General features: G+C 41.0%; 23 protein-coding genes. 4 read left to right on the top strand and 19 right to left on the bottom strand.

Translation table 11 applies throughout. The features are described 5' to 3' along the window. Positions 1-744 precede the first annotated feature (744 nt). On the top strand, positions 745-2,217 hold the full coding sequence (gene tnpC, locus ACZ5QV_RS12480; protein WP_464599339.1) for an IS66 family transposase: 1,473 nt from the start codon (positions 745-747) through the stop codon (positions 2,215-2,217). A 95-nt stretch (positions 2,218-2,312) separates the two neighbouring features. On the opposite strand, the gene ACZ5QV_RS12475 is transcribed toward tnpC (ACZ5QV_RS12480), so the two are convergent. Together ACZ5QV_RS12475 and ACZ5QV_RS12470 are read right to left on the bottom strand one after the other, a co-directional pair. Beyond that, on the bottom strand, positions 2,313-3,212 hold the full coding sequence (locus ACZ5QV_RS12475; RefSeq protein WP_464600110.1) for a hypothetical protein: 900 nt from the start codon (positions 3,210-3,212) through the stop codon (positions 2,313-2,315). A 23-nt stretch (positions 3,213-3,235) separates the two neighbouring features. Next, on the bottom strand, positions 3,236-3,472 hold the full coding sequence (locus ACZ5QV_RS12470) for a hypothetical protein (protein WP_464600109.1): 237 nt from the start codon (positions 3,470-3,472) through the stop codon (positions 3,236-3,238). Between the two features lie 685 nt (positions 3,473-4,157). Here ACZ5QV_RS12470 and tnpC (ACZ5QV_RS12465) point away from each other — a divergent pair. Then, positions 4,158-5,720 (top strand): IS66 family transposase, encoded by a 1,563-nt coding sequence (tnpC, locus tag ACZ5QV_RS12465; protein ID WP_464599444.1) that lies wholly within the window; start codon positions 4,158-4,160, stop codon positions 5,718-5,720. A 217-nt stretch (positions 5,721-5,937) separates the two neighbouring features. Here tnpC (ACZ5QV_RS12465) and ACZ5QV_RS12460 read toward each other — a convergent pair whose 3' ends face one another. From ACZ5QV_RS12460 to ACZ5QV_RS12410, 11 genes are all read right to left on the bottom strand, one after another. Beyond that, the gene (locus tag ACZ5QV_RS12460) at positions 5,938-7,374 is read right to left on the bottom strand and encodes a 2-oxoacid:acceptor oxidoreductase family protein (RefSeq protein WP_464600108.1); all 1,437 of its coding nucleotides are present in this window, start codon (positions 7,372-7,374) and stop codon (positions 5,938-5,940) included. A 2-nt stretch (positions 7,375-7,376) separates the two neighbouring features. After that, the gene (locus tag ACZ5QV_RS12455; protein ID WP_464600107.1) at positions 7,377-8,432 is read right to left on the bottom strand and encodes a 3-methyl-2-oxobutanoate dehydrogenase subunit VorB; all 1,056 of its coding nucleotides are present in this window, start codon (positions 8,430-8,432) and stop codon (positions 7,377-7,379) included. Between the two features lie 21 nt (positions 8,433-8,453). Then, entirely contained in the window at positions 8,454-8,738 is a 285-nt protein-coding gene (locus ACZ5QV_RS12450) for a 4Fe-4S dicluster domain-containing protein (RefSeq protein ID WP_464600106.1), read from the bottom strand. 355 nt (positions 8,739-9,093) lie between these two features. Beyond that, positions 9,094-10,773 (bottom strand): AMP-binding protein, encoded by a 1,680-nt coding sequence (locus tag ACZ5QV_RS12445; protein ID WP_464600105.1) that lies wholly within the window; start codon positions 10,771-10,773, stop codon positions 9,094-9,096. A 140-nt stretch (positions 10,774-10,913) separates the two neighbouring features. Continuing rightward, positions 10,914-11,468: a helix-turn-helix domain-containing protein gene (locus tag ACZ5QV_RS12440; protein ID WP_464600104.1), complete on the bottom strand. Its 555-nt coding sequence runs from the start codon at positions 11,466-11,468 to the stop codon at positions 10,914-10,916. 238 nt (positions 11,469-11,706) lie between these two features. Continuing rightward, positions 11,707-12,534, bottom strand: a complete 828-nt coding sequence (locus ACZ5QV_RS12435; RefSeq protein WP_464600103.1) for an alkaline phosphatase family protein — start codon at positions 12,532-12,534, stop codon at positions 11,707-11,709. 269 nt (positions 12,535-12,803) lie between these two features. Continuing rightward, on the bottom strand, positions 12,804-13,388 hold the full coding sequence (locus ACZ5QV_RS12430; RefSeq protein WP_464600102.1) for a DUF6338 family protein: 585 nt from the start codon (positions 13,386-13,388) through the stop codon (positions 12,804-12,806). After that, a complete protein-coding gene (locus tag ACZ5QV_RS12425; protein ID WP_464600101.1) occupies positions 13,381-13,614 on the bottom strand; it encodes a hypothetical protein in 234 nt (77 codons plus the stop codon). Before ACZ5QV_RS12425 ends, ACZ5QV_RS12430 begins: the two co-directional genes overlap by 8 nt. A gap of 134 nt (positions 13,615-13,748) precedes the next feature. Next, entirely contained in the window at positions 13,749-14,036 is a 288-nt protein-coding gene (locus ACZ5QV_RS12420; RefSeq protein WP_464600100.1) for a hypothetical protein, read from the bottom strand. A gap of 323 nt (positions 14,037-14,359) precedes the next feature. Next, positions 14,360-16,024: an IS1634 family transposase gene (locus ACZ5QV_RS12415; protein WP_464599431.1), complete on the bottom strand. Its 1,665-nt coding sequence runs from the start codon at positions 16,022-16,024 to the stop codon at positions 14,360-14,362. A 103-nt stretch (positions 16,025-16,127) separates the two neighbouring features. Continuing rightward, positions 16,128-16,481, bottom strand: a complete 354-nt coding sequence (locus ACZ5QV_RS12410) for a hypothetical protein (RefSeq protein WP_464600099.1) — start codon at positions 16,479-16,481, stop codon at positions 16,128-16,130. Between the two features lie 447 nt (positions 16,482-16,928). Between ACZ5QV_RS12410 and ACZ5QV_RS12405 the strand changes: the two genes are divergently transcribed. After that, positions 16,929-17,516: a hypothetical protein gene (locus ACZ5QV_RS12405; protein ID WP_464600098.1), complete on the top strand. Its 588-nt coding sequence runs from the start codon at positions 16,929-16,931 to the stop codon at positions 17,514-17,516. 511 nt (positions 17,517-18,027) lie between these two features. Here ACZ5QV_RS12405 and ACZ5QV_RS12400 read toward each other — a convergent pair. Next, positions 18,028-18,534: a hypothetical protein gene (locus ACZ5QV_RS12400; RefSeq protein WP_464600097.1), complete on the bottom strand. Its 507-nt coding sequence runs from the start codon at positions 18,532-18,534 to the stop codon at positions 18,028-18,030. Positions 18,535-18,922: 388 nt separating this feature from the next. Further along, complete coding sequence (locus ACZ5QV_RS12395; RefSeq protein ID WP_464600096.1) at positions 18,923-19,294, bottom strand: hypothetical protein; 372 nt, start codon at positions 19,292-19,294, stop codon at positions 18,923-18,925. Between the two features lie 238 nt (positions 19,295-19,532). On the opposite strand from ACZ5QV_RS12395, the gene ACZ5QV_RS12390 reads away from it, so the two are divergent. After that, positions 19,533-19,769 (top strand): YegP family protein, encoded by a 237-nt coding sequence (locus ACZ5QV_RS12390; protein ID WP_464602106.1) that lies wholly within the window; start codon positions 19,533-19,535, stop codon positions 19,767-19,769. Positions 19,770-19,850: 81 nt separating this feature from the next. Here ACZ5QV_RS12390 and ACZ5QV_RS12385 read toward each other — a convergent pair whose 3' ends face one another. From ACZ5QV_RS12385 to ACZ5QV_RS12370, 4 genes are all read right to left on the bottom strand, one after another. Beyond that, a complete protein-coding gene (locus tag ACZ5QV_RS12385; protein ID WP_464600095.1) occupies positions 19,851-20,255 on the bottom strand; it encodes an inorganic diphosphatase in 405 nt (134 codons plus the stop codon). Positions 20,256-20,367: 112 nt separating this feature from the next. Further along, on the bottom strand, positions 20,368-21,828 hold the full coding sequence (locus tag ACZ5QV_RS12380; RefSeq protein ID WP_464600094.1) for a WD40 repeat domain-containing protein: 1,461 nt from the start codon (positions 21,826-21,828) through the stop codon (positions 20,368-20,370). A gap of 193 nt (positions 21,829-22,021) precedes the next feature. Next, positions 22,022-22,258: a hypothetical protein gene (locus ACZ5QV_RS12375; RefSeq protein WP_464600093.1), complete on the bottom strand. Its 237-nt coding sequence runs from the start codon at positions 22,256-22,258 to the stop codon at positions 22,022-22,024. Positions 22,259-22,522: 264 nt separating this feature from the next. After that, entirely contained in the window at positions 22,523-23,413 is an 891-nt protein-coding gene (locus tag ACZ5QV_RS12370) for a hypothetical protein (RefSeq protein WP_464600092.1), read from the bottom strand. Positions 23,414-24,352 lie beyond the last annotated feature (939 nt).

Raw genomic sequence — 24,352 nt, 5'->3', positions numbered from 1 at the left:
TTGGGGCAAAATATTCTACTATAAGGTAAAACTATTCCAGAATTATAGAATAATTCTCTGCATATATTTAAAGCCCACAATAATCATTATCCAATTGTAGAATTGAGTCGAGTTTTGATACAGCCTCCCTAACACTCTTGTACCAATATATTGCACAAAAAAGTCATTTTGCTGATATGGAGTCAATAAAACGACCTGAAATCGTGCATTATTTACCTATCTTAATAGGGGTTCGAAATGTGCATTTAAAGAATAAGTTAGAGTTGTTTCTAACTTATGTTCTTTAATTATGTTTGTATGTTGGATATAACTAGTGTCGTGTCAGCAGTAAAATGTCGTATATAATCGATTACATCTATTCAGAATTATTTAACCCATGAGGATTGACGCGACACTAGCTGCAAGTCAACAACCCCACCTACCAGCTTCTGACTGTCGAGAAAGGGGACTTACCGCATGAAAGTTAAATGGAACTTTATCACGACTTAAATCTTAAATTTATGAAATAATATATACTTTTTTGGACGGAAACTATAGCAAAAAATAAAGTAAATTAAAAAAATTAAAGAAAATCAAATCCTGCATTCCGCATTTTTTGGCGCATAACGACCTCATGATATTGAACCATGTGCTTAAAATATAAGCACATGATTTTGTAACTATTCAGCCATACTTTGAACAAAGGCAATTTTTCCTCGTTTCGAGGAAAAATTGCATATAAAATAACTCTATCTCTTCAGTATCATGCTTACACGTGAAGAGATTCTTGAAATCTATGAAGAAGGCCCTGAAGCAGTCGTTGCTGTAATTCAGAGACTTGAGACTATCATAGAGAAACAGGCTTCTCAAATTGCTGAACTTGAGGAACGTGTAAGGGTTTTAGAGGCTCGTCTAAATCAAAACAGCCAAAACAGCAGTAAACCTCCTTCTACTGACGTTTTTGTGAATGAAAAACCTAAACCTAAGAGTAGCCGCACAAGAAGTGGGAAAAAACCTGGTGGTCAAAAAGGTCATTCTGGAAGTACTTTCGAAATGGTTGGGGATCCTGACCATATAATATTTCATTCCCCTCACTGCTGTGAAAATTGTGGTCATGATCTTGAAGATACTGAAGTTCGGGACTGTGAACGCAGGCAAGAAGCTGATATTCCTCCTGTGAACATCATATTTACCGAACATCGTGCTGAGTCCAAGAAATGCCCTCACTGTGGGAAAATAAACAAAGGTACTTTTCCAGACTCTATAAAATTCCCTATTCAATATGGACCTCGCCTTTTATCCTCTCTTGTATATTTAAGGAACTTTCAATTGATTCCTTATAAACGGATTTGTGATTTGTCAGAGGACTTTTATGGAATACGTATCAGCCCTGCTACCATAAAAAGAGCTGAAAAGGAATTATTCCAGAAATTGGAACCTTTCGAAAAAGCTGTTTTCGAACATCTACGGGTAGCCTATTCTGTACATTGTGATGAAACAGGAATGAGGGTTTTAGGGACAAAATGGTGGCTCCATGTTGTTTCAAACAGTCTGTGGACATACTATTTTGTACATCCAAAAAGAGGATCAGAGGCAATGAATGCTTTGGGTTTTCTTCCAGAATACAAGGGGGTAGTAGTTCATGATGGTTGGGCATCATACAACAAATATGGATGTGAACATGCTCTCTGCAATGCTCATCTTAAGAGGGACCTCACTGGAGTTGAAGAGAATTTTGAGCAGCAATGGGCTAAAAAAGTAAATGAACTTCTGAGTGAAGTAAAAAAATATACCGACGAATGCAGAGAAATGGAAATTCCAATAGATCCAATAAAAGTCAGGGCATTCGAGGAAATATACGATAAAATAATTAAAGAGGGAATTGAAGAAAATCCACCTCCTGACCTCTCAAAACAGGTTAAAAAAAGAGGAAGACCAGCACAAACAAAAGCAAAGAATCTCCTTGATAGGTTCATAAAATACAAGGATAGGATTCTGAAATTCCTCAATGACCTGAGAGTTCCATTTGATAATAATCAAGCAGAGCGAGACATCAGAATGATGAAGCTACAACAGAAGATTTCGGGAACTTTCCGAAGCATCGAAGGAGCGGTAGCTTTCTGCAGAATTCGGGGATACATATCCACTATTAGAAAGAATAGCTTGAATGTCATGGATGCTATTCGAGCGGCGCTCAATGGAGCGCCGCTATTATCCGATAGTTGCAACATTAGCTGAAACTATGCTTTTTTTATCAGTAGGCTGAATAGTTACGAAAAAAAAATTGAAAGTTATAGGACTTACAGCACTTATTCTCCGTTTTTTTCCAGTGATTATTGACAGGAGTAAAGCGCTCCCCAATCCGTGACCATGTACTCGTAAAATGCGCTTCCCTCTTCAATATTTCCTCCGACTTCGATAGAAGCTGTACGGGGTTGGAATGCCATGAAGTCAACAAATGACACAGGCTGCCCACCAAAATATGAAGATTCATCAAACTGGACCACACTTTGAGCTTTTACATTGATGTGCAGGTCAGGTGCTGATACTTCAAGCGTTGAAGGCCGGATTACAGGCACTCCATTTACCGTCAATTCCGTCCAGTCACTTTCAACTACATCCAGCTCATCCCCGGAGTATTCTGCGATCACTTCACCTGTATTTTTATCCAACAGGGTCAGATGCCTGTAAGTATAGTTAGAGTAACCATCTTCAAGTCCCCTCACAGCATAGAGCACGGTCTGGTAATTATCCGTCGTAAGTTCCGACCAGGTCCATCCATGCATTTCCATTTCCCATGAGGGCATGTCAACGGTATAAGGAATCATATGATCAAAATATCCATCAGCCTGTGTAACCCTGTATTTTTTCCCGTCAAGCTCCACGGTACCGTAAAGGTTTCCATAGGAGCTTTCATAAGTTGTAAAATTTACGGGTTCATTGCAACTATCCACCGTTTTCTCAGCAAGGGGTTTGAAAACCAGATTCAATTGCATATTATCGAAGTCGTAGTCCAACCGGTAGTGCTTGGAACTTGAACCGTAAAAGCTCCCCAGACCTTCAGGGTAATTGAAATCAAGATAAGGTACATGAAATGTGACATAATTTTCAATATCAGACCGGTTTACAAGAATCTGTGTAAAATTATGAGAAGCCGTCTCCCCATAGGGATAAAGTCCGTAAAAGGTTGCCATGTGTGAACGCTGTACTCCGGATTCCGGATCATTTAACATGATCGGAGACTCCTGATGCGTCATTACAACAAAAAAGCCATGTTTTTCTGTTCCCCGTCCTCAGAAACAAGTCTCATATCCCCGTTCTGGTACCACCATTCCGACATAAAGTTAGCACCGAAATCGGTATCGTAATGTCCACCTTCCGTGTAGTCCAGAACTATTCCATTTTCTGAAAATATTTCGTTTGGTCCCGCTTCCGACATGCCCGCAAGGCACAGTACAAGAAGCGCTAAAACCATTATTTTCCAGCATTTCATGTTCAAATAACTCCTTTTGTAGATACAAACTGTATTCATAAGCCTCTCTTCAAAATTATTCTTGAGAAAACATCCGTAGACGAGATAAAACAATCTTATTAACTTTAGTAATCAAATATTGCACAGAGTATAAATTACTTATTAAAATTAATAGACACTTTTAAGATATTTATGCTGATGTTGAAAAAGGGAAAGCAATTTTAGGAATGGTAAAAATATAACTTCATATATTCAGTTTGGGAATAGCCCTATATTTTGGTGTGTGAATTCAAACCACGGAACACACGGAAAAAGAACGACCGGAAGACGACAAATACGGTTGCTCTGGCGTTTTTCGTCCTTTTGAGGGAGCGTAGCTCCCGAAAAGGACCCCGTGCTCCCGAAGCGGAACTCGGGTGCCGAAGGCCGGTTTCCATGTCCTTCCGTGTGTTCCATGGTTAATGAATGGTAAACAAAAATACTTGATATTATATTTGACTCATTCCTTAACAATGGAAAATAGCGCACTCAAATGCACATACTTGTTTTTTGAATTGAGAAACAACAGGTCAAAAAAAGCAGTGTGATAATACTTTTTCGTATCTATTCAGCTACCTCTGTTTCTAACTTATATTTCGTATAAACTCAACAATTACTTTTTTCATATAGATTAATATAAAAATCATCGGATTTTGGAATGAGGTTTATGAAATGTGAAGAGATTCTTACTCAATGCCGTTCAGACCCTGAATCCATTGTTTCATATATTGAGGATCTTGAGTCTCGGTATGAAGATCTTGGATCTCGGTATGAAGATCTTGGATCTCGACACGAAGAGCTTGAATCTCGGTATGAAGATCTTGGATCTCGACACGAAGAGCTTGAATCTCGATATGAAAATCTTGAATCCGAAAACACCGAACTTCGAGAAAGACTTAATGAGTTAGAATCTCGCCTAAAAAAGAATAACCAAAACCAAAAAAGAAATCGACTTCCCTCTACTAACAATTCTACTGATAAAATACCTCAATCAAAAGGTTCACAAAAAGGAAGTTTTAGACGTCCTGGCGGCCAAAAAGGGCATCCTGGTTCTACATTAAGGATGATTAAAAATCCTGATAAAACAATCATTTATAAGCTACATAAATGTGAACATTGTGGTTGTAACATTGAGAAGATTGAAGTTATAAATTACGAGAAGAGACAAGAATTTGAAATAATTGTAAGGCGTAAAGTGACCGAACATCGTGCTGAGATCAAAAAATGTCCTTATTGTAACCGCAAAAACAAAGCTGCTTTTCCGAAATCAATTACAAAACCTGTCCAATATGGCAATATGGTTTTAACAATTGCAATTTACCTCCGAAACTACCAATTGATTCCCTATGACCGAATCAAGAAATTATTTAAAGATGCCTTTGGATTTGATATAAGCGTTGGTACAATAATTAGGGCAGAAAATAAGTTATTTCACAAGTTGAAAGGTGCTACAAACCACATCAAGAAGCAACTGATAAAAGAAAATGTCATCCATGGTGATGAAACTGGAATCGACGTTGGTGGTCAAGGGGAATACTGCCATTTAATCTCTACAAAAAAATATACATACTATTTCCATAATAGGAGTCGAGGATCAAAAGCAATGAATAAAATGGGAGTGTTGCCTAAATATAGAGGAATTATAGTCCACGATTTCTGGAAACCCTATTTTAAATACAAATGTGAACATGCGGCATGTAATGTCCACATTCAAAGAGAACTTAAAGACATTTATAACATATTCAAGCAAGTGTGGGCTGAGGAGATGTCTGATCTCCTATATGAAATTAAAAAATGCGCAGACTTTGCCAGAAAACAGGGCATACAAATAGATGAAGATACGCTCAAGACCTTTAAAGAAAAGTATCAGTCAATACTAATGAAAGGATTTGAGGACAATCCTCCACCTGAAATCTCGAAAGACAATGGGGTTAAAAGAGGAAGAAAAGCGCAGAGCGATGCAAAAAATCTCCTTGATAGACTTTCAAAGTATGAAAAAGAAATCTTGAGGTTTGCTACGGATCTAAGAGTTCCTTTCAGTAACAACCAAGCAGAAAGAGATCTCAGAATGATAACAGTTCAGCAAAAAATATCGGGAGATTTTAGGAAACCCCATGGAGCAGATGTTTTCTTTAGAATTAGGGGATACATATCTACACTAATAAAGAATAATATACCTACTATAAGTTCACTTCATGCGGCGATTGAAAATGTGCCACCCTTACCCTGAATAGATACACTTTTTCCTTCGTTCGGCCCCACTGTTTTTAGCGTGTGTTCTGTCTTTGTTTTTATTTTGAAAAGCCCGGCCTCCTGCGTCTGCCGTTGAGAGCACCGGAATCGAGAATAGATTCAAAAAAGAGCTTGCAGGCAAATAGCTTTTGGGCTGTTTACCTGCCAGATAATGAACTTATAGACTTACCTGAAAGACCTTCTCAAAGAAAAAATTACAGATTTTCCTCAGCCCATTTTGCCGCATCTTCCAGGACCTTCTGGTTAAAGTCAATAACCTTCGGTTTTCCTGCGAAGTTCTCGGCCAGGGCCTCTTTGAAGGCTTCTTCGGATAGGCCTGTAACCCCGAGCCCCATAAGGACCCCGAGCATGAAGGAGTTGGCGGCTTTTTCCGTACCTGCTTCCTTGGCTTTTTCGGCCGCCGGGATTGCGACTGCTCTGACGCCTTCCGGGGCTTCGAATTCCCCGATTGTGCTGTCGTAGAGAGCCAGGCCACCTTTCCTGACGGACCCTATGAACTTTTCAAGGGAAGGCCGGTTCATGGCAATCAAGATGTCCGGAGAATAGACAACGGGAGAACCAATGGCTTCCCCTGAAATCACGACAGAACAGTTCGAGGTCCCGCCGCGCTGTTCCGGCCCGTAGGAGGGATACCAGGAAGCGTTGAGCTTTGCCTTCACTCCGGCCTGAGCCAGGATCAGGCCCAGGCTAAGCACACCCTGCCCACCAAAGCCCGCGATCTTTATCTGGACCTGGGTAAAGTCCGTCCTTGCAGCTTTTTCTTCCTCGCTGGCTTCGATCCCGAAGAGTTTATCCAGGGCCTCTTTTGAAAAGTCGCTGACTCCTCTCTGGAGGGCTTCGGCCTCTGCGGAATTGTTCCTGAAGTTTTTAAGCGGAAACTCCTTTTCCATTTCCTCATTAATGAAAGCCGCAGCCTGCTTGGCATCCATTTTCAGGTTAGTCGGGCAGGGGGCGAGCACTTCCACAAAAGCATAGCCTTTGCCGTCTCTCTGGATTTCCATGGCCTTCCGAACAGCCTTTCTGGCTTTCCTGATATGGGAGATGTCCGAAAGGGAGACCCTTTCAATAAAGACCGGGGCCTTGAGGTTATTCAGGAGTTCGCACATGTGGAGCGGATATCCGGCATAGCGGGGGTCCCGGCCCTCGGGGCAGGTGACGGTCTTTTCGCCCACAAGAGTTGTTGGAGCCATCTGACCGCCGGTCATCCCGTAGACGGTGTTGTTCACGAAAAATACCGCGAGTTTTTCTCCCCTGTTTGCGGCCTGGATAGTCTCGTTAAGCCCGATTGAAGCCAGGTCCCCGTCTCCCTGGTAGGAGATAACGACCGCGTTTTCCTCGGCTCTTGAGACTCCGGTCCCGACCGCGGGAGCTCTTCCGTGGGCCACCTGGATGTTTCCTGCATCAAAGTAGTAGTAAGCAAAGACCGCACAGCCAACAGGGCTTATCATAACGGTCCTGTCCTGAATTTCCAGGTCATCGATTGCCTCGGCGATGAGCTTGTGCAGGATCCCGTGCCCGCACCCAGGACAGTAGTGGGTAGCCGTGGGGGCAGCTCCACCCTTTCTTACGTATTCGGCATAGAGGGCATCAGGCTTTCCAATTACCTTTTCTCCATCAATTATTTTTGCCATGTTCATGCCTCCCCTGCAATTTCTCTGATTTTGGCCATAACCTGGTCAAGGGTGATCAGGTTTCCACCCATTTTATTCACCAGTTCAACAGGCCTTAAGCAGCCGGTCGCAAGCCTGATATCGTCTATCATCTGTCCGTTGCTCATTTCCACAGAGACGAAGGTGCAGCCTTTTTCGGCAAGGGCTTTCAGTTCGGCCTCGGGGAAGGGGAAAAGGGTCTTTGGCCTGAAGAGTCCGACCTTGAAACCTTCCTTTCTGGCCTGGTCCACGGCGTTTCTGCAGATCCTGCTGCTGATCCCGTAGGAGACAAGGACAATAGAAGCGTCTTCGATCAGGTATTCCTCGTAATCGACTTCATTTTCCTTAATCAATTCATACTTGGTCTGCAGTTTTTCATTGAACTGCCCGAGTTCGTTGAAGTCCAGGAAGATAGAGGTCACAAGGTTCGGCCGGGTTTCTGCCGTGCCGTTGACTGCCCAGGATGTATCAATTTCAGGGACTAACGCTTTATCAGGGAACTCCAGGGACTCGATCATCTGTCCGAGTACCCCGTCAGCCAGGACCACAACCGGGTTCCTGTACCTGAAAGCAAGATCAAAGGCCTTCATGGTAAAGTCACACATTTCCTGCACGGAGTTCGGGGCAAGCACTATGGTTTTGTAGTTCCCGTGCCCACCGCCCTTGACGACCTGGTTGTAGTCTCCCTGTTCGGGCCCGATATTCCCGAGCCCTGGGCCTGCCCGCATGATGTCCACGATTACGCAGGGAAGCTCAGCGCCTGCGAGGTAGGAGACTCCTTCCTGCATCAGGCTGATCCCTGGTCCGGAGGAAGAGCTCATGACCCTGTGTCCGGTAGAAGCTCCACCGAAGACCATGTTTATTGCGGCCTCTTCGGACTCGGCCTGGACGAATTTTCTCCCGAGTTTCGGGAAATATTTGGATGCGTCGTGCAGTATCTCACTTGCGGGGGTGATCGGGTAGCCAAAGAAGCAGTCGCAGCCGGCATAGAGGGCCCCGATGATAACTGCGGAATTTCCTTTAACGAGTTGTGTAGCCATATTTTTTACCTCCCTTGGGCCTTATTCGGCCTCCACCTCGTTTTCTTCATTTACTTCGTTTTCTTCGTTGCCTTCTTTCAGGGGAATGTGAATTTCGATAGCCAGGGGTTCGGGGCAGGTGTAGTAACAGCTCGCACAGCCGGTGCAGCCTTCTCCTTTGTATTCCACGTAATGGTAGCCCCGGTCGTTGAGTTCCTCACTCATCGAAAGTACGCCTTTCGGGCAGGCAAGAAGGCAGCGCCCGCAGGCCTTGCATTCAAGGATATTGATTACAGGATATGCTTCCTTTTTATCAGTTTTTGACATGTCAAATCCTCTTATTCTTATGTCCACTTTGTACCTTTCAGTATGTCCTTATCATGCCGTTTTCGGGTACTAAATCAGGTTTTCGCTTAAGTTATCCATAATTAACTTATCTATAATAAATTACCGTGACAGAATTTTCGGTCAAACCTGCCCTAGCAATTTTGGAAAATATAAAAAGCCTGCGGGAACAGGAAATCTATTTGATTCTATTGACTCTATTAACTCTATTGATACCATTCCATTTGGTCCCCGCATTTTCGGCCTGAAAGCTCAGGCCGATATCTTACATTCTAATGATAGTGAACTGTTTTATAATCCTTGTTATTTTTCAGCGTTTTAGCGTTTTTTGGGAAAATCAGGCCTGTTCCCTGTCCTGGTCGCGGATTTCCACCCTGCGAATCTTCCCGCTGATCGTTTTTGGAAGTTCGTCCACAAATTCCACGATCCTCGGGTACTTGTAGGGAGCCGTGACCTTCTTGACGTGATTTTGCAGCTCTTTTTTAAGTTTATCCCCGGCGGTGTAGTCCTTTGTAAGCACGATTGTGGCCTTGATGACCTGTCCCCTTACAGGGTCCGGAGCTCCGGTAATGGCACATTCAAGCACTGCCGGGTGCTGGATCAAAGCGCTTTCAACCTCAAAGGGCCCGACCTTATAGCCCGAGGTCTTGATGATATCGTCGCCTCTTCCCACGAACCAGAGGTAGCCGTCTTCGTCCTTCCAGGCCATGTCTCCTGTGTGGTAATAACCATCATACCAGGCCGCAGCGGTCTTTTCAGAGTCTTTCCCGTACCGGGCAAAAAGCCCGGCTGGTTTTCCGGCTTTCGTGTTGATTACGATTTCGCCTTCTTCCCCGACGTCACAGATCTTACCGTCCCTGTCCATGATTTCGACCTTAAACCCTGGCGAGGGTTTTCCGATGGATCCCGGCTTTGGCTCCATCCAGGGGTAGGTGGCAATGACCACAACGGTTTCGGTCTGCCCGAAGCCTTCCATGAGCTTGAGCCCCGTGAATTCCAGGAAACGGTTGAAAACTTCAGGGTTAAGAGGCTCACCCGCCACAACAGCGTAGGTGAGAGAACTGAAGTCGTACTGCGAAAGGTCTTCCTTGATAAGGAAACGGTACACGGTCGGAGGGGCGCAGAAGGTGGTAACCCCATACTTCGAAGCATTTCCAAGCATTTGTTTGGCATCGAACCTGTCGTAGTCATAGACAAAGACCGCACATCCGGCAATCCACTGCCCGTAGATTTTGCCCCAAACGCATTTGCCCCAGCCACTGTCCGCAACCGTATAGTGTAGCCCTTCATCTTCCACGTTCTGCCAGTAGCTTGCGGTCAGGATGTGTCCGAGAGGGTATGTAAAGTCGTGTTCCACCATCTTCGGGAAACCCGCGGTTCCTGAGGAGAAGTAGGCCAGGGAAATATCTTCGTTGCAGGTTGCAAAATCTCCTGTTGGCCGTTTGAACTCAGAGGAAGCCTCTTCGAGTTCCTTCCTGAAGTCAACCCAGCCTTCTCCCGCGGCTCCGACCACGGCCTTGACGAGCGAGAGGCCGGATTCCCCGGATTCGGCATGAGCCTCATCCACACGTTTTGGGACACCGTCCTCGGCTATGCAGACGATCATTTTCAGTTCCGCTTTTTCAATCCTGTAAGTAATGTCCCGGGCCATGAGCATGTGGGTTGCGGGAACGGCAATGGCTCCGAGTTTATGGAGGCCCAGGATACAGAACCAGAACTCGTACCTGCTCTTGAGGGTAAGCATGACGTAGTCGCCTTTTCCTATCCCGTGTTTGGAAAAGAGATTGGCGGCTTTGTCGCTGTAGTATTTCAGATCCTTGAAAGTGAAGATTTTTTCATTTCCGAGGTCGTCACACCAGACAAGGGCCCGTTTTTCAGGGCAGGTTTCCGCATACCTGTCCACGACATCATAGGCAAAATTGAAGTTTTCCGGGACAAGTATTTTGAAGTTTTCATGAAAGTCCTCGTAGGACTCAAAATCGGTTTTCGAAACAAATTGGCTCAGCAAAGAGGACATGTTTTACACCCGTTTTGATGTGCTATATTTAAAAAGTTCGGTTAAAGTGATAGGATAAATGAATTGGTGAAAAGTTTGAAAGAGTGAATTTAAAGAACTTTTTCATATAAAAAAAGGCCTTTCTTCATCCCTTTTTCGGTTCACATAATCGATGCCAGGAACCTGGCAGGTTTGCCCCCAAGGGCTTCCATGGCGTGTTCGTATCCAGAATCAAAGAAAATGGAATCGCCTGCTTCAAGAACGATTTCGTTGTCATGGATGTAAACCTTTAGGCTCCCTTCAAGCACGTAGTTAAATTCCTGTCCGTGGTGGAAGTTTGTGGAAGGTTTGCTTCCGTCAGTCCTTGGATCAACGCTTACGATGAAAAATTCCGCTTTTTTATGAATAAACTTCTCGGACAGGTTCTGGTACTTGTACTGCTTTCTCCTCTCAACACTGACCCCTTTATCGGCCCTGGTTACGGTAAAGATGTTCATCCTCGGCTCTTCTCCTGTAAGGAGAGTTCCCATGTCCACCTGCAACTCATGAGCTATTTCAAAAAGGATACTGGCCGGGATGTCCTCGGTCCCTTCCTCGTATTTCCGGTATGTTGCGGCTGGAATTTCCATACTTTTCGCCATTTCTTCAACCGAAATATCGGACAATTCCCTAAGTTCATGGACACGGCTTGCGATTTCTTTAATTTTTTCCTGCATGTAGTATATTCTCCCGCTTTGATTTTTGCAAATGCCCGGGGCACAGCCTGTTAGAATACCCGTGCACCTTTATGAAAGTTTTTAGTTTGAATGCTCTGAAATGAATCGATTTTATTGACCATGTTATATATAATTGTGCTGTAGAAGATGCTGATTGAATAATTTAATTTTAGAAGGGTAGAGAGTAGAAAACAAAAATATGGAGGAAAATGGAAAAGAAAGAAGAAAAGAGAAACTCTCAGAAATAACTGACGATCAGGGCCACAAAATTGTCCCGGTGGTTTTTTTGTTCTTCTTCCGTGGCCTTTTTCAACCATTTTTCACTTCCGTGGATTGCGTGGTCTCCGCAGAGGAAAAACAGCGTCCCTTTCCCGGCCCCGGTAACTATTTTCCTGACGTTTTCGTCAACAGCCCTGGCAGCTATTTTCAATTCGTCCCAGCTCTCCGCCCTATGGGAGTAACGGTCAAGGGCCCGAAGGTGCACCGCCAGAAGTTCTGGCTCCTTCCCAAGAGCCCGGACCGCAGCCTCTGCGATTTCCCGGTCATAAGCCAGGATGTCTTCGGAATTGGGGACCCCGTAAATATCCATAATCATGCCCCTGAAAGTCTCTGCCCCCTCAGCCTCGATTACGACCGCGGCCTTCCTTCCGGCTCTTGCCGTCCATTCCAGGATGCTCCTGAGTTTGGGGTTTTCCGGATCTTTGCCCCGTTCCGTGTAGATGTCCCCGGTCGAGTATATTTTGTGTTCTTCAGGCCGGTAACCCGTAAAGATAGAGGCAATGGCCGGGGACGTGTGGGTTGCCGGAGACCTGCATTTGAAAAGGAGACCTTTTTCGGCAAGTTTTTGGGTGTTTTCCATTATAGGGGCAAATTTTTCATAGAGCGAATACCCAAGGCTGTCTATAATCAGGATTACAACTCTTTTGCAGCCGTGTTTTTCAGCTAAAGTTTCCACGGAGGACAGGGGCCTTCCCGTGGGAACTACCATGGGGATGGCCAGCAGTTTTGAAATCGTGGGTGCAATGTCGATTGTACTGCATTCTGGAACGGGCCTGGAATCTGTCATGGTAGATAAAATTGGGGCTCAAATTATAAGAACGCAGTAGAAAACCCCTGAGTCTTCAGCTCAGGGGATGAATGCATCAAGACTACAATTTTAGGTAATCCAGTGCTCCATGGTTGATGTTTTCATATTCTAATGTACAATGTTCCTTTTGCTTGTGTTTTTGGTCGCCGGGTGCAGGTTAATCCGGCCACCGCAAAAGATGAGAAAAAGGAGTTTAAAGCCCCGTTCTGATTATTAAAAATAATGTCAACCGAATACAAATGGACCACCTATTTTCTTGTATCGTCATTAAATGTTATTCTTTTAATATCTCCTTGCGTAAAAAGAATTTCAGTCCCACGTTTTATCTCAGAAACTGCTTTCATATCCTTATCCCGTATTATTTGAGTGGGTTCTTCAAGAACTAATTCTCTGGGCTCATGTTTCCTGTGTGAAAACCATAGTAACTTTCCTTCAAACTCAGAACTATCCGAAGTAATGACAGTTACGTAAGGAGCTCCATCTTTACTCTGCTTTTTCAGGGAAGTATTCCAAACATCTTGTGAAATAGGCTTATGATGGGGATAAATAACATATCTCCCCACAAATCCACTAAAAATTCCAAGTAGAATGCAAATCAGAAATAGTTTAAAAATGGTTTCAATTTCAAACAGATTACTTCCCAATTCTTGAACAGATGCTATCCCTAAATGAAAAAAATACGCTGTATGTATTGAAAAACTGAGAAATAAGCAGATTAAATAATACTGTCTATCAGATAATTCCGTCTCAATAACTGAAAATTTTCTAAAACATTCAAAAAATAAAAATCCAGGGATCAGGAATACAACAGCTTCTATAATTTCGTTAGTCATGGTTTTTAGATTTATTATTTATTGGTTTAGGTTGTGGAGTTGGAGGTTTAGATTTTTCAGAATGTTTAGTCTCAAGTGTAAAAATAGCAAAATTTCTTTCCGTTTGATCTTTTTTAGAAGAATCCGTCAAAATACCACCTCGCAAATTACCTATTTTTATAACCAAGTTAATCTCGCAGGTATTTAAACACTCTTTACCTGAAGGATTGTCTGAAGTCTCCAACATAAAGAGCCGCCGCAATAGCTCAATCCCCCGAAACCCACCCCTTTCCCCTTGAGCCTCAAGATCCAGCCGGGCCGGGCTGGCAAAAAGAGTATAACCAGATCAAACCTTTCTTTCTGGCAAAGGGGAACAAATAATTATGTGTAACTCATCATTACAAGTTTTTCACTTAAATTCTTGAGAGATTCATCAAATTCTACCAGTTCAGTTAAATGCGATGTTAATACATCCAACCCTAGAACCTCATTATATATCCACAATCCAATATTACTCGACTTATCAAACGTTGTAATATCAAGGTAGATTACCTTTGAATCAATAGCATGATCCACTATTGATTTAAATATATTTACACTACAACCTCTTAAATTTCCAAATAAACCCGGTTTAAATTCTTCCACTATACTGCCGAACTCTTTTTCCAATTCATCTAAATTGAGAAGTATGTATTTGATACCTAATAAAATGTCATTATCTATTGAATACGAAATGTTTCCATTAGGAACAAAGGAATCTATACAGATATAATTACATTTACCTTCTTTAAGGCATTTGATTATATATTCTTTGTTTTCATTTGAAATGGTTCTTGTTTTTTCATGATCTTTTTCTTTTGTACTTTCGGATAGTTCTTTTAATTTGATTCTAGTTTCAGTATTACTTTACTTTCAAAGATGCATGTTTTTCCGTTATCAAGCGGCTTTGTTTGTGTGGGCCTAAGGAATGAATAATCCTACTGATGACGTTTTTATTGGGGTGGCAGGTAATTACCCAAGTTCAAGAAAGAAAATAATGATGCTTGCTTTGTACTCATCTCTTCCAGAATAATATTACACTTATTTGATTCTTTATCCTGGATAACTGCCAGCCTAATTTCGGACAAATTTTCAATTAGTCTTCTCATAGAAAGACCATATCTCTTTGTCTCCCAGGCTAAATATCTGTAGAAAAGTAAGCCAATTATAGACAGAAATACGTGAACTTTGATATTTTCATCTTTGTGGTGGTACACCGGTCCCACAGGGACAAGCAGGTGATCATTCAATAGCTTAAAATCATCCTCTATAGCGCCTTTATTGTTGTATGTTTGCACAATTTTTTTAGTGTGCCAACGGTGCTTATCTGTAAATAGTATATTTTTTCCTAATGAATTTTCGCGCTTATTTTTATTCTCTTCGTCAATCCAGAACTTTAACTGAGGTTTTTTCTTACCTTCAGGAGCATCAGTAATTTCATATTTCACCATACTTCTGTATTTTTTGATAATAATGTCTGCAACCTCTTTTTCTACACTGCTCCTGTTTCTTGCTTTTCCTCTGTTGCTTTCCAGTCTCCTCTGTAGGTCTTCCAGATTCTCAGTTATTTTTGACATATTTGACTCACAAGTTCTTTTTTGAAGTTTGTGAGTTCCTTCATTGAAAGTAATTACTGTTGTAAATTCTGTCCCGTAAAACTGATGCTTTGTCCGATAGCCATAAATTTTGTGGCCTTCTGAGCTTTCATATAAAAATTGATATTTAGATAATGGCACTTCAAGAAGATCATCTGCCTGATTTGCTTTTACAGCCCCTACAAAATTCATCTTTGAAGTTGCTTTTTCAATGTTGTCCTTTGAATTGTTTCCCTTATCAAAAACAAGAACAAGGTCTTCCGAACAAATATTCAATTCGGTTAGACGGTTTACTATTTTGTCAACCAGACCTGAAAATTCCTCTGAATCATGCACATTTCCTGGATATGTCTCGTGAATAAAAGGTAAGTTGTAATCATTAGCAGCCAGCGCTACAGATACCTGATTTTTGTCTTTACGATGCTTTTTGTTATACCCTTTATGAAGCAATTCACTTTTTTCATCATAATTGGTAGCATAAGTGAACCAGTTTGATTCATCCACAAACAGTACTGAAGGGGTTAGTCCTTTTTCGATGAGAACTCGGCACAAATCGTCTTCAATATTTTTCATTGTGTCGGAATCAATGTAATTCATATGATTCAAAAAATTCTGACAATTTAATTTATGAGGGAATTTCCACTTAAAAGATAAGGCCGATTTTTTGAACCATTCCCCAATACCGTTTTCACTTAAAACTCCATGAGATTTCCCCACTATATCAAGTAAAAGATACTCTCCGACACTTAAACCATCGATTGATTTTTTCATAGTGTGCTTGTTCACTATGTCAACGAATCCAAGCTCTTCATTCACATGAAGAAGTGCGGCAAGTTTGCCGTACTCAAAAGATTTCAGTTTCATGTAGGGCAATGATTCACTCTGTTTTTTCATTTCAAATATTTTTTCGGCATTGCCTAAATATATCTGAAATATAGTTTTCACTTTTCCATCAATTCTGCCAGTTTTAATAATATACCAGTATTTTTTACCGTTGATTATTTTCTGTTTTAAAAAAACCATGATATAAATTTAGGTTCTACGTATATAAAGATATTTCTTCAAAAAACAGATACAATAGGCTTTTTAAATGTAATTTAGAACTTAGGCCTTACAAATATTTTTTTTAACGGATCTTCCTTGCCACTGATTTTTGTGGCAAATCAAGGCAAAAATAGCTCTTCTTTGAAAGCTGAGTATTAATCCTAATAGTATCTTTTTTTTCATCGAAGGCCTCAGAAACAATATCTTGGCTTAGACCTTTTAGTTGATCCAATAAATCTTCATTAGTTGTTGGGTTATTAATAGTATCAATAATTCTATCAATTCGGGGGATTAAACTTGTTTGAATTTTTTTCGAAAATACTTTTAATTTCTCCTTTTCTTTAATTCTTTGTTCAAGTTTTTGCTGTTTGATAATAGAATATACAGCTAAAGCTACCCCTGTTATTCCGATTATATATCCAATCACATCTATCATAAAATATTTTTCCTACAGTTATAACGTTTAATTACATTAATGAGATCTAAAACTCTTCTTCTCTCTATTCTCTTAGAGGCTGTCTTAAAATTCAAGCAATTTCTACATTTGGATAGTACGCATTGTTGATCTGAAGTCCACTTAGCAAATTAATTACATCGTACTTATTCACTCGATGCATAAAGTCAAATGCATTAGACATCGTGGTTAAAATTTACACTTTAGACATTTAACGGTTCAATTCTACCGTTTTTCTGTCCAAATACATGAGTCCTATCCCAATTGTATAATCAAATTGAATTTTAAGACACGCTCTTACCTCAATCCCGCATTCTTTTCTATCGCCTTATTTCATCATTTTTACCAAATCAAAGTATAAGTTTCTGTAATTACACAACAAGATTATATGCAGAGTATCCTATACTATAAGTAAGGTGAGGAATTTCTATGAGTTTTACGCATTTTATGAATGATGAAGTTACTTTAATCAAAAAAAACGGAGAACTATTTAGAAATATTCGTGCCCTTGTTCAAACGAACACTATACTTATTGACGATGTGTCAATACCTATTGAAGAAGAAGATCAAATTAAAAGAATACTTCCTAATGGTTTAAAAGAAAAATATCTTGTAATTGACAGGGGTTATAAAGGCCCTATTGGTAGTTTTAAGGCTCACTATCAAGTAAAAGTAGAAAAAGAAACAAAAGTAAAAAAAGAAGTAAAAAACTCTACAATATATAATGTAGAAGGGAATAATTCACGGATTAATATAAATTCACCTGACTCTTCCACAAACGTAATCATTGATTCAATTAATGAAACTAACGTCTTTGAGAAACTAAGGGAAAATATTGATCTTAATTGTAGCAAAGAGGAAAAGCAAAATTTAATAAGTCAAATTGATGAATTAGAAAGAACAAAAGGAACGCATGAATATACAAAAGTGTTTAAATCTTTTATTCAATCTGCTAAAGATTGTATGGAAACAATAAACCCATTCATCCTTGCCCTCTCGACATTCTTTCAAAATTAATATAGATTATTAAGCTCTGTAGAAAACCTCTTAAAATCAGCTGCATGAGGCTGAAAATAAATAAAAGCGTATCAATCAATTCAGTTCAAATCAATGGGGGTTAATTATTTCTGACTGTTAGTTTTTGATACAGGAACTCTTGAATACTTTTCCCTAGATTCGTTGATATTAATCAAAAATAACCTTCTGCGGCTTCAGTCCTCGGGACCCTGGCCTACTTTTCAATAGTTGCTTTTTTTAATCCGGGAGTCTGCCAAAGTGAAAGGCGAAGAAAGAAAGGGGGATTGTAGTAGATGGAAGCGGCTGCTGCCCTTGAGGCATCAACGCCTGACAACTGCCACAAAGAATGAAAAAATCGAGCACGAGCCAGTCAGATTTATGAGTTACGCACTTTAGATGAAAAAACAAGCACATGAGAGCTTGTCATGAATATTGTGCTTTAGACAGTTTGATGCTTCATGCTACTGGTTTTTTGTTCAACTGCGTAAGTCCTAAGATTGTAAGAACAAGATCACAAGTCATTTTTTTTAGGCACAGTCAACCTTTTTGTAATAGTTTTGTGACTGGTTTCAAATTTCAGAGTACAGTTTAAATCTTTGCAATTTTCTAAATATATCAATTCTTTTTTTATGAATATGTCTTGTTCAATTCTATCATTTGCTTCAACTCTGATAGGTTCAAAAGAAGAATGACGGGTTGTCAAATTATTTAATTTTAAGTTAGTAAAACGTGAGTCATCTGAGTAAAAATCAATTCTTGAAATAGTTGTTGGTTGTTTGCCTTTATTTCTTATATCTATTAGAAAATCAACTTTTGTACCACCTACACCACCATAGTCACTTAAAGGCGCTGTGGTGAAATATGCTGATTTTATATCAATTTTTAACTTTATTTGATCTTGATAGTATTCTCTTATCTTTAAAAAAGATAACATGAAAGCCGTAAGAGATCCAAAGATATTAAACCAATCAATTAGCCTATAAGAGTTAATATCTAATAATAACGCTGTAGAATTCATTTTATGTAAGTCTTTAAAAGAGAATTTAAACATTACGGAAATGCTTTTATTATAATCACTAAACTTTCCACGGTGGCAACTTTATACCCCCTTTTCTTACCCCAAAATTCTGAAATTTTCAATATAATGAGCCACTGAACTTTAAGATTCAAGATCCAACCGGCAGCCATGCATTTCCTTAGAAGCTCACATTCCCTTATCGGATCGTAAGAAGGAGATTAAGCGGCCCGGAAGAACTCGGCGTGTAGTAGAAAGCCGGTCATGACTGCAAAAAAAAGATTCCAGCGCTAGCCCAATTATAAAAAGCATTCTTATCAGACAGAGGGCTGTATCAAAAACTCAAAAAAGAAATTTAAAAAAGGAATCCGGGAAAACCCCGCACCTTTTTTTAGACATGATAAGCAACGTAGAAACGGTACATGACCTTGATTTCGTCGAGTTCTCCGGCCTTCGGGATAAAAGGTTCCTGCTGTGCTGCATATACCTGATCCCCAAAGTTTCTAAAAGTGGCCTCACACTTTATGTTCTCGGGGACCTCGGCCTGGAAAAAGTCGCATTTCCGGCAGATTTTTTGGCTGACAGCTTCCACTTCCTCCGGAGAAAAGGCCACTTTCTGTTCCGGCCTGTAGTTAATCTCGACCGTAAGCTCTTCCTTGCTTACCAGGTCGGCCCAGAATCCGGAAAGTTCCGTACCCTCAAGCCTGTAATCCTGAATTTCAAAACTCCTTGTGATCGTGTTCTTAAGCTTACTTTCGGACATAAACTAAGCTTTGAAAGTGAAAATATATAAAATAGCTCCAGAGAGTGGAAAAATTCACTTTTAAGTTTCTTATTATCTTTTTTGAGGTCTGGTAGAGCCCGGTAAACATTATAGATGATGTAAAATATATAATTATAATTTTTAAAATGATAAATATATTAATGGATGAAAATCATATATTGAAACCGGGGAGATATTGCTACTAAAACCCCTGGTTTTTGAAGTTTCGAATTAATGTATAGATTGGCGGGGGGATAGTATACCTAAGTTTGAAATATACCATGATATAAGTGGGGGATACCGCTTCAGGTTGAAAGCGAGAAACGGCCAGATTATTGCTATAGGCCAGGCTTACAAAAATAAAGAAAACTGTCTAAAAGGCATCGAATCGGTAAAACAAAACGCACCTATCGCAGAAATAATCGAACTTGAAGGAAAAGTAGAGGTAGAAGAGCCGGAAATAGCACACACATAAGTTTGACACACATACAATTTGACACAAATACAGTTTTTTCTTCGTTTATCACCCACCTTCATTTTTTTATTTTTTTGAGATTCACTTTTTTTCAAAAATGATACCTTCAAACCTGCATTCAGTCAGCTTTTTCCTGCTAAGAAGATAGAGAAATACCTTGAAGAGGGCATACGTTCTGAAATAGGCGGAAAGCAGGGCAGGGGACCGAAAACCACTTATATAAACGATCTTTTTATCGTCCCGGCAGGAGTCGTCCCAAAATTTAACCAGACCGTCAAAATGATCCCTTTCGAGAACCTTTCCCTGAGGGAGGCGAGGAGACAGTACTATTACATCTTCTTCCATCCCATCCGGGCCTTTTGTGCCCTCAATGAAGCCGTAATTGAAAATAGTGGGAATAGGGGAAAAAAAGGCTATTTTGTAGCCGCTTTCAGTTTTATTGTACTTAAAAAAGCTGTATTTAGGGGTTTCGATAACGATTTTCATGAAAATCGGGGCCTTTCCTCAAAAAATTATAAAACCGGAAACGGAAATAGAAACATTTTTTGCTCCGGCAAGACTTTAATGATTTTTTTTCTATTGCGACTTTAAATATTTTTCAGGATTCCTCAGTTCCGGAAACGGCAATTTCCGAAACTGCATCCCATTTACGGGCATTCCGTCTCCTCAATAGGAACACAACCGATACGGAAAGCAGCCCCAGCACAAACAGTGGGACTATGAAAGGTTTCAGAAGGTCTTTAAGGATATTTATGCGGTCTCCGGTCGAAAGAGAAAGCACATCTTTTCCTTCCCGGTTGTTTTCAGCCCCTTCTCCCACTGAAGATGAAACCTCTACTTTATTTTCAACGCCGCCGGTCTCTGCCCCGACTTCGTTTATCTCCACTGCCTGGATTATCGGCATTTCAGGCTCCTTTTCAACGGGTTTTGGGGGTAAAAACGAATCGTCTTCAAGCAGGACCGAAAAAGCGGTCCGGTTTCGGCCAAAAAGATAGACCTTTCCGCCGTTTCCTCCGGCCGCAAGTGTAGAACTGTCCAGGGAAACCGAGATGCTGTTAATGCATTCCCCGGTTTCGTTCTGCCAGAGCCCCTTGTGCCAGAGTTCCTGACCTTCCAGTCCGAGCACATAAAGGCTACCGTTCCAGTTTCCGGCTGCAATATAGGAGGTGTCGGGGGCCACGGCCACATTATATACGGTATCTTCGGTATCGTAATCCCAGAGTATTCCCCCGGTCCTGTTGAAAAGGTAGACTTTGTTATCAAAACTGCCGGATGCCAGGTAAAAGCCATCGGAACTCAAAGAAACACTGCTGATCCAGTATTCCGGTTTATGGATCCAGGAAAACTCCCCTTCCCGGTCAAAAAGGTAAACGTTGTAATTGGAGCCTCCCGATGCGATATAGGAAGCCCTCGGGGTCATGCATACTGTATTGATTACACTGCCCGTCTTTTTCTCCCACTGCCTTACCCCCTCTCCGTTGAGGAGATATACGAAATGGCCGGAATCCCCGGAGGTCACGTAAGAACCGTCTCTCGAAACCGCAACGCTCCGGACCGCATCCCTGCAGGTAAAATTCCAGAGCAGGTCCCCTTCCCGGTTAAAGAAGTAGACATGCTTATCGTCACTCCCGGCCGCAATGTAGAAACCGTCGGAAGAAACGGCCACGCTGTTAATATTGCCGCCTGTTTCGTAATCCCAGAGCAGTTCCCCTCCATGGTTGAAGAAGTAAACACTATTGTCGTTACTCCCGGCAGCAATGCGGGAAGCGTCCGATGACATGGAAACTGTATATACGAGATCGCCCGTCCCGTATTCCCAGAGTTTCTCTCCCTGCCTGTCAAAGAAAGAAACATTGTGGTCAAAGCTGCCCGTCACAGCGTATTCCCCATATTCGGAAAGTGCGATACTGTTGACAATGGAGCCTGTTTCACAGATCCCGAGCAGCTCAAAAGCTTCAAGTTCACTTTCGTTTGTGCCCTCTTCCAGCGGCAGGTCTTCAGCTGCCGCAGCAGTTCCTAAAACAAAGAGGAGAAGGCCAAAGATAAAAAATAATTTCATTCCAAAGAGCGCCCCTTCATAAGCATAAAAAGTATTTACTCTCAAACGATCGGACCATGGTTTTTCTCTACCAGGGCCCATTTATCAATACAGATGACCCTACATTATAAGAATTTGGTATATGCCTTATAACACATAAAGTCGGCCCAGGGATTGGAAACCGAGATATTGATTTCGAAAAGAGAAAAAAGGATTACGTTGAGAAATTCTCAACGTGATATTTTTGGTCAATTTTATAGTATATGTATGCAGAGCTGTATGCCAGTAACATAAACAGCAGGCCGGTTTCCGGGGAGCTATTTGCGAATTTGATTATCATAAAGATAAAAAATGAAAACTGGACAACGGCAAGGAATACATGAACGGTTTTCAAACAATACTTTTTAAACAAACTATAACTATCAGCAGGATCGTCAGATTCTTCATCCATTGAATATCGTCACTCCGTTAAAAACGAAGGAATTTCCTATTATTAATTATTTTATTTTATCTGTATTTTATGGGCCAAAGCCCGGCTTTCCCTTTAATAAGATATTTTTCCTTTATTCCGGATTTCCACACACCTGCTATATTTATATATTTTTAATATATGCATTGCATACACATATACTTTATGTTTGAACTATAATATTAATCTTATGTTTTTTCTGTAATCTGTTTGTATGAAAAAATAAGAGGTAACGGAACCGGTCCCTCATGCCTCCAGTTCGGATGCAAGTTTTTCATGCAATTCCTTTATTTCCCGAATCTTATCAATGTTTTCGCTGCTGTCGAGCCCCTGGAAGGGTTTAAAGGTCTCAAGAGCAACATCAGTCACTATATCGGAGTTAGTAAGGACTTTTTCTTCGGCCTGAGCCCGGAAGGCTTCAAGCGCCCTCAGGCTCTGGAGCATTGCAGGTTCCAGCTTTTTCTTAATCGAAAGTTTACCTATTTCCTCCACCGCAAGAGCGGCTTTGCTCAGGCCCTCGTCCAGGTAGGCTTTGGATGCTTCGTCACCTATTTCTTCGAGAAGTACGAGGATACTTAAGGTTTCACTTTCCAGGCCCATTTTTATAGCCTGTATCCCGATTTCCCCCAGGAAGATGGAGGCATTGCTGACGGCTTCTTCCTGGCCTTTTCGAGCCGAAACCACCCCGATTTCCTTCAGGAAGAGAGCCGTGGTGATCGTTTCGTCCCTTTCCTTTCGCAGGGCAGGGTTTTTCCAGAGCTCCATGAGGGTCGTGACCGCAACCTTTGAGCCTGCCTCAAGCTCATGTTCTGCTGCCGTTTTCCCGACTTCCCCTATTGCCAGAACGCATTTTTTGACCACCGGTTCAAAACCTTTTTCAGTCGCAGCCTTTGCAAGGTTTCCGAAAGACAACGTGGAATTGATCGCAACAAGTTCCATTTCCGCGGCCGCGGCCGCCACCGCGATTTTTTCGATACAGTGGACCACCCTTTCCGCGTCTGCTTCTTCATTTGCTTCAAGAAATTCGGCCGCAATTCCGTTCAGAGAATCAAGGGCCTGAAATACCCGGCTTTCGTCCCTTTCCTCCACCGAGCTAAGGCCTGTATCAACAGAGTCTACTTCACTTAATGAAATCATTTTCTTGTGTCCTTCCTTTAACTTATCTGGAATTTCCTCTAAGAATTCATAAGAACGCAGCAGGAAACCCCTGAGTCTTTAGCTCAGGGGTAGTTGACCTCTGGTTATACTTAATTCAGGCTTCTGTTTCCAGGATTACTTTATGAAATTATGGGGTTATTAGTGTTACCATTACATTTTAATTATATGAACCCTGAAAAGAGTGGAAAGAGAACGAGAATCAGGAAAATAACGCACATCCTGGTAGGATTACCACAAATGGAGAGGATAGCGTTTCCGCAATTAATGATATAATTTCCTGTCACACTCTATGTTCTGTACGCACGAAGTGAGGCCTTTTCGAAAAAACCACATAGAAAAGAGCTTTTTCCACACAGTTCCAAAAAATGATATAAAATTGACAAAAATATCAAAAGTGCTATATAGGTGTAAAACCATGTAAAAAAGTAGACATCAAAACATAACTAAGAAGTAGATGACAGGAACCTCTGTTTCGCGCCATCGGTTCCTATCGATGATCCAACCCTGAGATTGAAAGAAAACCCATTAACTTTCAACCTACAACCTTTTTTACGACTTCTCGATACTTAACATAAACGCCGTGAAATATTAATTATTATGATATTATTCAATTACATTGAATTTTATATAGATATTAAAATACCATGTGATGCCTGTAATTTTGTTTGCATTAAAAAGTTTAATTGCTTGAAAATGACGCTCTGAAAAAAGTACAGCAAAAGTCAACTACCTCCACCTATCATTCCTGGTAAAACCGGAATGTTAAGGAAGAGAACTCCTGCTGCAAAAGATTGAAAGGTTTTTCATTTTTCTTTTTTCATTAACAGATTCAAAAAATCCTGGATTTCTGAGGATTTCATATATTGTTTATTTGGGAATAAACTTGTTTTAAAAATACTGAAAGTTTTTGCGAAATAT

Source organism: Methanosarcina baltica, from assembly GCF_055394095.1.
This window is presented reverse-complemented; position numbering and strand designations above follow the sequence as displayed.